Raw genomic sequence first — 9578 nt, 5'->3', positions numbered from 1 at the left:
ATAAAGGAAAAAACAATTACTGAATTTTCAGGTACTGTCAGTGAATAGTTTCCGTCCAGGTCCGTCACAGTCCCGGTGGTGGTTCCTGCCACAGTGACTGTAGCGCCTGGAAGTGGTTCGCCATTTTCATCCACAACCGTTCCGGCTACAGTGATATCTTCCAATACTATGGAAATCATTTCGAATGGTGTATCCTTTTTTACAGAAGATTTCTTGACATGAATATTCTCATTGACCTGCTTAAACTGCAGATTGGTCTGTTGGGCAAGGATCACCAACACATCATACAGGGTTTGGTGATTCCCATTGACCGATACATTCGTCAGGTTCTTGAGTTCCTTATTGGTATATACAAAATTAAATCCCGTCGATTTCTCTATTTCCGAAAAGGCCTTTTCGACAGAAACACCTTCCAGTGGAATTCTGATCATTACTTCATCAATACCTTTGATTTGTGCGTTTCCATTCCAGGCGAGGAGAAAACTCATCGTAAGACACTGGATCAAAAAGGCATAGGTAAACAGCTTGGTCATGTAGATAACATGTAATAGTAAACGATTTTTCATATCTTTACATAGTTTGTTTTAGGCTATTGCTAAATGGTTAAAATGAACTTGTCCGGTTTTTCAGTTTGATAGCCGTGAACCGGGTAATCTTTAAACCGGAGGTGTTGACGCACCTTCGGTTTTATTTTTTGAAGCTTTTTTGTTTCATAGGCACATGTTATTGTTGTTAAGTGGTTATTTAAAATAAATATCTACTGTATTTTCTTTGATCTTATATTCAAACCTGGCTGAATAACTCAACCCTTCCAATACATTTGTAAGGGTTTCATCATGGAATTTTCCGGAAAGCAACAGACCTGGATCCGGCTTGTTTTTGAAATTAAAGGTGACTCCATACCAGTTTTCCAGTACCCGGATACATTCGTTTAATTTTACCTTATCAAACACAATTTTTCTTTGAGTCCAACCGATCACCTGATCAGGATCAAAAATTCCTTTGGTGGATTTTCCTTCTTTTAGGTTTACCCTAACCCCCTCTCCTTTTTCCAATAAAAATTTAGTGGGATTATCAAAAACCAAATCCACTGCTATTTTTCCTGACAGCAGGGAAATGCTCAATTCCTCATCAGTATAGGAACTGATATTGAAAGAAGTTCCCAATGCGGTGGTGACGACCTCTCCTGTGGTCACCATAAATGGCCTTTCAGGATCTTTCGCAACCTCGAAATAGGCCTCTCCTTCCAGTATAAGTGCCCGCCTGTCCGCTTCGAAATTCCTGGCATACCTGAGGCTACTTCCGGAATTCAGAATCACCTTGGAACCGTCATGAAGGGTCAGGGTGGATTTGACCCCGGGAGGAGTGGTATGTTCCTCAAAAACAACAAGCTGAGAATCCGGGGTGGTGGGGATGGATGAATGGAAAATCAGATTGGCAATAATGCCCAATCCAAAAACCACCGCTAAAATGGCAGCAACACGGGAAAATTGGGAAAATTCGAACCCCTTATCCGCAATTTTCTCATATTTACTCAGGGTAACTCCGGAATTCAAAGGCACTTCATTTTCAAATGTTTCGACTGAGGTAGAAGTTGCCTGATCTATTGACTTCCAGAGCATGCGTGATTCGGATTGGCTGAGCTGATGATTTTTGACAGCAAGGTTCATCAAAATTTTCCTTGCCATTTTTACCTCATTAAATTGGGCAGGATTTTTTTCCAGTAATTTGTCCCACATGATGTTTGACTCCGGATTGGGGGACAGGACCCATTTTTTGAATTCCGGATCCAGCACAAAATCTTCCGCTGTATATTCTGAAATATCCATTTTTATCTGTTTTCATATATATAAGCCAGAAATCCCGAAAATCTATCCTATGATTTTTCAAAAAATTTTGATATTTACATTATTTTCAAAAAATCCACTTGTAAAATTCCAATATGACAACCAGAATAGCAATCTGTTATCAAATACAGTAGAATTATATTTCAGGTTAAAAGAAAAAATAAAATAATCAAGATGGATTTTTTTAAATTGGCGATGGCCTTCCAAGCCAAAGTATATACAGATTGAATGTTGATGCCCATAATCTTGGCAGTCTCTTCATACGAATGGTTTTCAAAAAACAGGTTTTGGATAGCTTCCCGCTGCCTCAGTGGTAACTTTTCCAAGGCTTGAATCAATTTTTTCTGAATTTTCTCATCATTCTGATGGCTAATCAGGTTCTGTTCCGGTGAATTTTCAAGTAGTAAAACATCGTATGCATCTATATCATCTTGGGAATACCGGTTTTTATCTCTTGCAATCTCTTTGTGGATTTTGTTGGACAGACATCTGAACAGGTACAATTTTATATTGTCGGTGGTCTTCAGATTATTTCGGTATTTCCAAAGATCGATGAAAAGTTCCTGGATACAGTCTTTGATAAAACTCCGGTTGGGCTTGATGGCCATGCCATGCCTAAAAAGTTCCTGCGAAAACATTTTATAAATACCTTCCAACCCGTCTTTCTCCCCATTTTTCAATAGGTCCCAATATTGGATTTCGCCAATTTGGTTATCGGTAATATATTTCCCTTTAGGATCCGGCATTTTGGGTATATTGTATGATCAATAAGTAATAATAAAAAATTAAATCCAAAAACTGAAATTCGGATAGTTTTAGCTGGTTTTTGGTTGAAACTCCCAACCAGGATGGACAACCATTGACATAATTCGGAGCAGTCTTACCTACGGCAGGCAGGCGTCATGCTGATCCCCCCGATAGCTCCGGGTGGCAACCTGGGGATTTGATAATCAAGTATTGGAAATGGCTTTGGCTTAGCACCGGGTTAATCGTGGATTGGTTTTTCCAAGATTCCCAAGTCATCGGCCCCATAAACTTTTACAACGAATCAAAGGACACGGCAATTCCAATTGTTCTTTTATTCTGCAATAAGTCGGCTCCCTAAAACATTTAATGTGATTTCTTGCTGCCGACACCTTAATGTGGCGGATAAGGGCATTGTGAAATTTCAAATGATTTCCATATTTCCTTTCTCCCTTATTCTTGGTATTTTTACTTAATGGAAAAGGAAGAAATGAAAAACAAAGTTGAGGAGCCATCAACATTTTATGGCCGCTACACCTATGCCGACTACCTGACCTGGCAGATGGATGAGATGGTAGAACTGATCAAGGGCAAAATCTTCAAACATGCGGCTGCTCCCAGGGTTAGCCACCAAAGAGTCACTGGAAAAGTTTTTACTGCGTTTTCCATTTTCTTAAAAGGAAAGAAATGTGAAGCTTTTATTGCCCCTTTTGATGTCCGCCTTCCAAAAAAATCCAAAAAAAACGAAGATATCGACACTGTGGTGCAACCTGACATCTGTGTGATCTGTGATCCCGAAAAGTTGGATGAACTGGGCTGCGTGGGTGCTCCGGACCTGGTGGTGGAAATCCTCTCTCCCGGCAACAATAAAAAAGAGCTGCAGAACAAATATGAAGTATATGAGGAATCAGGCGTGAAAGAATACTGGGTGATCCATCCCAATGAATGCACCTTGATCATTTACACGCTGATCGATGGGAAATACCACACCTCCAAAATCTTTACCCATGGTGACCAAGTAGCTTCACAAGCGGTAGCCGGTTTTGTCCTCGATCTTGAGGAAGTTTTTGAAGGGATGATGTAGATTGACTTTGAGAAAGCTTAAATTCCATCAGATCGGTTTACGGACGTACAATCCCCGACTGCCATTTTCTTGTTGTGTAAAGCACCACCTTTCGCCGTTGATGGAATGGCCCGCAAATCTCCAAAATGATGGACAGCTGAATCAGGAGTATTACGGATAAGAGGTCTTATGGTTTGCTCAAGGCCTGCTATGCCTTTTCCAGATCTGTCCAAGATGTTCATGAAATTTCTCCTTTTGTACATTCGTAGCTATGAGGTGTTTACCCTCTTTGTTGGGATTAAAAGTAGTATATCCGGTTAATTCATCACCCTCAATAGCACTATCACGGGAAATATCGTACTGCATAAATTTAACACCAATATCAACACGCTGGTATTGGCAGAGATCTGGCTTAAATATCAGGAAAGCCGCAAACGGATCGTGAAGACCTAAGTGATTTCCATGCCTTCCAGATCTATCAACCCAGGCCTTACATATCTCATATAGCATTTTAAAAGGTGGGCCTCCAAACCAACTTTCCATAGTCTCCCGTGAGACGCTCAGAGGACCTGTTACTTCCGATCCGGCAATTCGGGTAGGGACATTGATTTGTTGATGCACCGAAGCAGAAGAGGCAGGTTCCATAATAGGGAAAGCCAATGAAGTCCCAACAGCTTTTTTGATAAATAGTCTTCGGGATAATTCTTTCATTTGAAAGTGCTCTAAGATTTGAATATCTAAAATTAATTTATTTCATTTTTGTTTAGTTGTACTCCAGCCATGCAGTGGCATTGCAATTTTCATTTGATTTGAACCGGATCCACCTGGCCTGAAATCCATCTGGGAAATCGTATTTAAATACTTCTCCTTTTCCAACTTTTACTTTATTATAAGTCATCCATGGACCATGTCCGATAGGCTCCACTTCAATGGTAAACTCTACCTCCTTATTTAAGTCATGGCTGATTTCAAGGGATTTTTTGTCATAAAACCCTATCAGATATGGATCAGAAGCTTGAACTTTGACCACATGTGAGTTTTTCCATGGACCGCCTTTTCCTGTCGGTTTGCCCAGTTTCCAAAGGTCATCAATTACCCCGGCCCAAACTGCGGCTTTACCATCCTCTGATTTAAAGATATGTTTTGAATCAGACTTGTTAGGATCAACTCCGGTCAAGATCAGCATTCCCCTGTATGATGCATAGTCATGAACCTGGAGATTATGGGACGATATTGGCCTAATCTTGGCGTAGCCGTCGGCATTTTCCGCAGGCAATTCATAGAACGTCCCATGGGCATTAAATAAATCCCTTTCTGTGGCCACTTCCCTGCAAATCCTCAACAATCCATCATTGGTCTTTTTGGTAAAATCTGTTTCCCCTAATGGCAGTCTCCACCTGCGGTTCTTGTCATCAATCACCAAAACCGAGGACTCATCGATTTCTATTACATATCTGGGGATTGTAAACTTGGTTTTTATGAAATCCCTTGTCGCAGCATCAGCTTTTGGAACAATATAATCTTTTCATTCAACTCATAATAGCCATTTTCCTGGAATCCATTTTCACCTATTTCTCCGGCAACAACTCCAAGGGCTCTCCTGTTATCACCAAGACCGTAAAGTAAACCTCCCAATGAAGCTTTTTTGTCAACAGTAGCAATGCCATCAAATACTTCAGCATTTCCAAATGTACTTTTGGTATAGCCATTGTTGTAGGAAAAATGGACGGTTGCTTTGGAGTTTTTGTTCACCTTTACCCTGATCCACTCTCCTTTTTCATTTTTTGGAAATTCAATAAGCTGGGTTTGTCCGGCAGGTACTCTTTGGGATAACAAGGTTTTCCATGTATTATCACCGGCTATATCGACTTCAAATAAAAATTCGGTTTCAGAATTTCCCTCATTGAGTATCCATGCCGACCTATTAGTCCATCCTGCAAATAAAAAAGGTTCTGAAACAGATCCTGTGGCAACATCTTCAGATATCCAGACTGCTCCATTGGCATCAGATGACCCTAGTTCATCAGGTAGATTTGTGGATGTAAACCAAAGATTGGAATTCGATTGTCCCGGTCCTTCAATACCTCCTTTTGCTTTTCTGACATTCAGAAATTCTTTCTGTGCGGAATCATCACATCCAAAAACCAGTTGGTCATTCCACCTTGTAAAATCCCCAATGACTTTGAGATAAGCTGAGCGTGGACGGATTCCCACTGAGTTTTTAGCAGAAAAATTTCCTGGAAATTTCCAAAACATGCCATGCATGGTCATCAAATAATCGGGATTATCCGGGCTGCCGATATCCCTGATTCTCGGCCATTCAGTATTCCAGCCATGTGCGCCATCATAACTGTGACTTGCCTTGGGCAACCTGTAGAATGACCATTCCCCCATATCTCTTACCCCGACTAAAATTGATTTATGGTCCCAACCGGTGGCCCAAATCGGGTCGGTTTCTGGATTGGCATTTCCATAAATTCCTCCTGGTCCGGTCACTTCCACAAACTGGGCCCTTCGAACAGTTTTCCATTCCTTTCCATTCCATTCCGCCAAAACCCCGGATTCTATATCAAATTGTTCCAATGCTTTTTGACCGGATTCACCATTATTGCTGTAGACCAAAACACCCTGCCCCGAGTAGGCGCCTTTCCCATGTGCCCCCAATAAAAGCGATCCGGGAGGATTTGAATCGGTATCTTTTGCTTTTTAGTTTCCTACATTTGAGTCTTCATAGAGCAATGTGGGTTCAAGCGTATGGACATCTACTTCATAAAATCCCTCTTCCATGGTGGCAGAATAGATCTTACTTTCCGGATTGAACAAATACCGGGCGTTTCCGGTATGCCTTCCTGGCATGAGATCATAGGGGATTGCTTTTACCTTTCCCTGATTGTTGATGACATAAGGCCCTATAAAAAGCTGATCAGATTCCTTATGGATCATCCGGTTTGCCGGAGTGCCGCCGATGCTTTCCTCTCTAACGACCTGATTCAATGCAGCATCGATTTCATAAAGTTTATCAGAGGAGCCAAAAGGCAAATGTGGCCCGTAGGTGATCACCCATAACCTATCGGCCCATGGCACCACTGCACTGGTTCCACATTCTCCTTCATCATTATAGTAAGCCAAATGGGGATAAACGCCACTGATTTGAATCCAATCCGAATCTTCTCCTTCGGATCCTTCTTGACCTGAATTACATCCAATCAACAGCAATGAGATCAATAAACAACTTTTCAATGCTTTCATCTTGAAATTTAAACAGGTTTGGGTTAAATGACGGTATTATGATTGTTGTTTTTATAAATTCAGAAAATATGTCTGATGCGGCAATGAGCTGTAAACACGTCCATTTTTTAAATATGATCATATTCGGCCAAGGCAATTATCCACTGTCGGGTCTATTCCTGCCAAATCAATTTCGGATCTCTAATATATAGGCAAGATTTGGCAAGTAGCGGATTAAACCCATCATTTACTCTTCTCATGGTGGCATATGTTTCTTTAGCTCTTCAATCACCCCAGAATAGGCCTGGTCATGAGCAAGGTTTTTCCATTCCCACGGATCATTTTCTCCATCATACAATTTTTCAGTGCCATCCATATAACGGATGTATCGCCATTTCATAGAGCGCACGGCATGATTACCTTTACCCATGATCATTAGCGGTAAATGGTGGCCCGGGAGGTGAACATGAGTCATACTTCATTTTGCAGTTACTTCAAAAGCAGGACTTACAAAACCCTGTTTGGCTTTATCAACGAAATGCATATTGGCCAAGCCTGCAAACTGCTGATTGATGATGTTCTGATGCTACCTACTTTCAATAATATTGCGAGCCAGTAAACCATAGATCATACCTTGAAATCCATGCTTTTCGTCAATCTCCGGTCGATACCTTATATATTCCTCTGTAGAATAAAGCGGCCCTGGACCTTTGCTGGAACTCAGAACCTGCCCACTCTCTGTAATAAAATCTTTTAACCTACCATGAGCTTTCATGATACTCCTTTTATAGGATTTACCAGACAACCAACCTTCCCGCACTGCGACAGACATATAATAAGCAATCATACCGGTACCGCTGACATCAGGATAAGATTCGCTTTTTGGCAAATGAAGCATGATGTACCACATGCCATCTTTTGATTGAACTTTCTGCAAAGAATCTACAACCTCTTTCAATATTGGCAAAAGCTCATCCCTGTATTCTTCAGGCAAGTACATCATAGAAGTAACTAATCCCCTCAGCAGCCACCCGTGTCCACGTGACCATGCTCCGGGAGAGAGCCGGCTTTTGTCATCTAGCCATCCTCTTCCCTGACTATAAAGCCCGTTTTCGGGGTTTTGAACAATATTTTTATAGATTTGGTATTGTTGCACTGCCTCCCGGTAAAATTCAGGATCATCAGTAATAAATCCTGTCTTAGCCATTCGGCTGGCATATTCCTGCAAGTAATCAATCAAAATATAGTGACCTCCCTGGTGGTTGATCATGATTGCCCCTTCTTCAGATCTTGCTACCTCCTGTCGCATTTTACTGCTTTCTGCTACATACCCTTTAAACCAATTATTATTTTCAGAATATTTTCCGATAAGAAAATTCATACTGCCAAATGGTTGACTTCTATAAGAAATAGTATCTTCGGCCGATATCCCCCTCAATGCAAGCACTTGCTTTGCCAAATCAAGATATTTCTCTGTACCTTTCGAATTCCCATATACCATCATCGCCTCTAATGTTAAGTCTATGGTGTAATTGCCATGGGCATCTTTGGCAGAACTAAAATTATTGTGCAGGCTTAACCAATGGTCAATTACTTTTTCCACCATTATCTCCGTACCTTGAGCATTACTTTTCTGAAAAGCAAATAAGAGCCCTAAGCACATTAAAATTATAACACCTTTACATCGAATTTTTTTAGACATATAACTATTAATTATAACTGATACACTGCTCTTACCGCCTCTCCGAAAACCTTCAGGCTGGAATGCCTGATTTCATCATATTCCCTTGAGGCCAATATTCCATCCGCTCCGGCTTCCTTGGCTTTATATATGGATTCTTTGAGCCGTTCATGATCGCTGGGATATGGTACCAAACCTTCCGGTGCATGCCATGGCACATCTATTCCTATACCTGCTATCACCTTTGATTTGCCGCCCACACTGGCCACACATCTTTTGGTTTCATCATACACATATTCCGGGCCCATGCCATTTGTTTCCAGATCATCCAGCTTGACCTGAGCATCTTTGCTCAACCCCATCCAGCCGTAAAACAAATCAAGTGATTGTTTCAGTGACAGATCCTTTAGTACCCTTTCGTTCATCCGTTGAATCACCCACCACCGCAATCTGGGTCCAAAAATATCATGGTAAAGAATCGGTTTGATAAAATCCGCATGCGTGGCCATTTCTCCGTAAGTAATTGCCGACCGATAGAATATATCCCAACTGGATCTTTGGTGATCCACATGCCTACCCACCACGGCTTCAGGTTTGATTTTTTTTATTCTATTATATACTTCCTGCTGAATCTCCTCATCGGCCCTGAACCATTGATAGTTCCAGGCAAGAATTTCAGGATACTCTTGCAGATACCTCAGTACATTTACTAATACAGTGTCTGTGGAATCCTGCGTGCCGACTTCGACCTGCATTATAAAATTATAAAGCCGGGTAAATCCCTCTTTGGCCCGAAGCGGATCAATTCCCTTTTCTTTGTTTCTTTCTTGGCAGTGGTCACAGAAGCAATCCGGTACCGATCCCTGAAACAATAATTTGGAAAGTGCACCCGTTCGTTCTGCCCCATACTGCATACCGTCAACTTCATAATTATGAAATAAATCTTCCACGGTTCCGTACACCCAATTTCTATATTCCGGGTTGTTCCAGCACGGCCCACTTCCCGGTTTATCAT

General features: G+C 41.3%; 8 protein-coding genes and 1 pseudogene. 1 reads left to right on the top strand and 8 read right to left on the bottom strand.

The window, feature by feature from the left end:
* The 3 genes from ACEW8O_RS11770 to ACEW8O_RS11760 all read right to left on the bottom strand — a co-directional run.
* Positions 1 to 566 (bottom strand): carboxypeptidase-like regulatory domain-containing protein (locus ACEW8O_RS11770; RefSeq protein WP_373494825.1); only part of this gene is annotated, 566 nt, incomplete at its 3' end.
* A 174-nt stretch (positions 567 to 740) separates the two neighbouring features.
* Positions 741 to 1829, bottom strand: coding sequence for a FecR family protein (locus tag ACEW8O_RS11765; RefSeq protein WP_373494824.1), 1089 nt, complete (start codon positions 1827 to 1829; stop codon positions 741 to 743).
* Between the two features lie 161 nt (positions 1830 to 1990).
* Positions 1991 to 2593 carry an RNA polymerase sigma factor gene (locus ACEW8O_RS11760; protein ID WP_373494823.1) on the bottom strand — a complete coding sequence of 201 codons (603 nt, stop codon included), beginning with the start codon at positions 2591 to 2593 and terminating at the stop codon, positions 1991 to 1993.
* A 473-nt stretch (positions 2594 to 3066) separates the two neighbouring features.
* On the opposite strand from ACEW8O_RS11760, the gene ACEW8O_RS11755 reads away from it, so the two are divergent.
* The gene (locus ACEW8O_RS11755) at positions 3067 to 3675 is read left to right on the top strand and encodes a Uma2 family endonuclease (RefSeq protein WP_373494822.1); all 609 of its coding nucleotides are present in this window, start codon (positions 3067 to 3069) and stop codon (positions 3673 to 3675) included.
* 177 nt (positions 3676 to 3852) lie between these two features.
* On the opposite strand, the gene ACEW8O_RS11750 is transcribed toward ACEW8O_RS11755, so the two are convergent.
* The 5 genes and pseudogenes from ACEW8O_RS11750 to ACEW8O_RS11730 form a co-directional block, all read right to left on the bottom strand.
* On the bottom strand, positions 3853 to 4365 hold the full coding sequence (locus ACEW8O_RS11750; RefSeq protein ID WP_373494821.1) for a hypothetical protein: 513 nt from the start codon (positions 4363 to 4365) through the stop codon (positions 3853 to 3855).
* A 52-nt stretch (positions 4366 to 4417) separates the two neighbouring features.
* Positions 4418 to 6903, bottom strand: a pseudogene (locus ACEW8O_RS11745) (hypothetical protein).
* Between the two features lie 235 nt (positions 6904 to 7138).
* Positions 7139 to 7312 carry a hypothetical protein gene (locus tag ACEW8O_RS11740; protein ID WP_373494820.1) on the bottom strand — a complete coding sequence of 58 codons (174 nt, stop codon included), beginning with the start codon at positions 7310 to 7312 and terminating at the stop codon, positions 7139 to 7141.
* Between the two features lie 156 nt (positions 7313 to 7468).
* Positions 7469 to 8545: a glycoside hydrolase family 88 protein gene (locus ACEW8O_RS11735; RefSeq protein WP_373494819.1), complete on the bottom strand. Its 1077-nt coding sequence runs from the start codon at positions 8543 to 8545 to the stop codon at positions 7469 to 7471.
* A gap of 50 nt (positions 8546 to 8595) precedes the next feature.
* Positions 8596 to 9578: hypothetical protein (locus ACEW8O_RS11730; RefSeq protein WP_373494818.1), on the bottom strand; the 983-nt coding region annotated here is incomplete at its 5' end.

The organism is Aquiflexum sp. (assembly GCF_041749095.1).
In the GTDB taxonomy this organism is placed as follows: Bacteria; Bacteroidota; Bacteroidia; order Cytophagales; family Cyclobacteriaceae; genus Aquiflexum.
The sequence above is the reverse complement of the archived record's forward strand: the minus strand, read 5'-3'. Positions and strand labels throughout refer to the sequence as shown.

Coding starts and splice junctions, on each gene's coding strand:
- ACEW8O_RS11765 (WP_373494824.1), bottom strand. CDS start 1,829: ATGGATATTTCAGAATATACAGCGGAAGATTTTGTGCTGGATCCGGAA.
- ACEW8O_RS11760 (WP_373494823.1), bottom strand. CDS start 2,593: ATGCCGGATCCTAAAGGGAAATATATTACCGATAACCAAATTGGCGAA.
- ACEW8O_RS11755 (WP_373494822.1), top strand. CDS start 3,067: ATGGAAAAGGAAGAAATGAAAAACAAAGTTGAGGAGCCATCAACATTT.
- ACEW8O_RS11750 (WP_373494821.1), bottom strand. CDS start 4,365: ATGAAAGAATTATCCCGAAGACTATTTATCAAAAAAGCTGTTGGGACT.
- ACEW8O_RS11740 (WP_373494820.1), bottom strand. CDS start 7,312: ATGGGTAAAGGTAATCATGCCGTGCGCTCTATGAAATGGCGATACATC.
- ACEW8O_RS11735 (WP_373494819.1), bottom strand. CDS start 8,545: ATGTGCTTAGGGCTCTTATTTGCTTTTCAGAAAAGTAATGCTCAAGGT.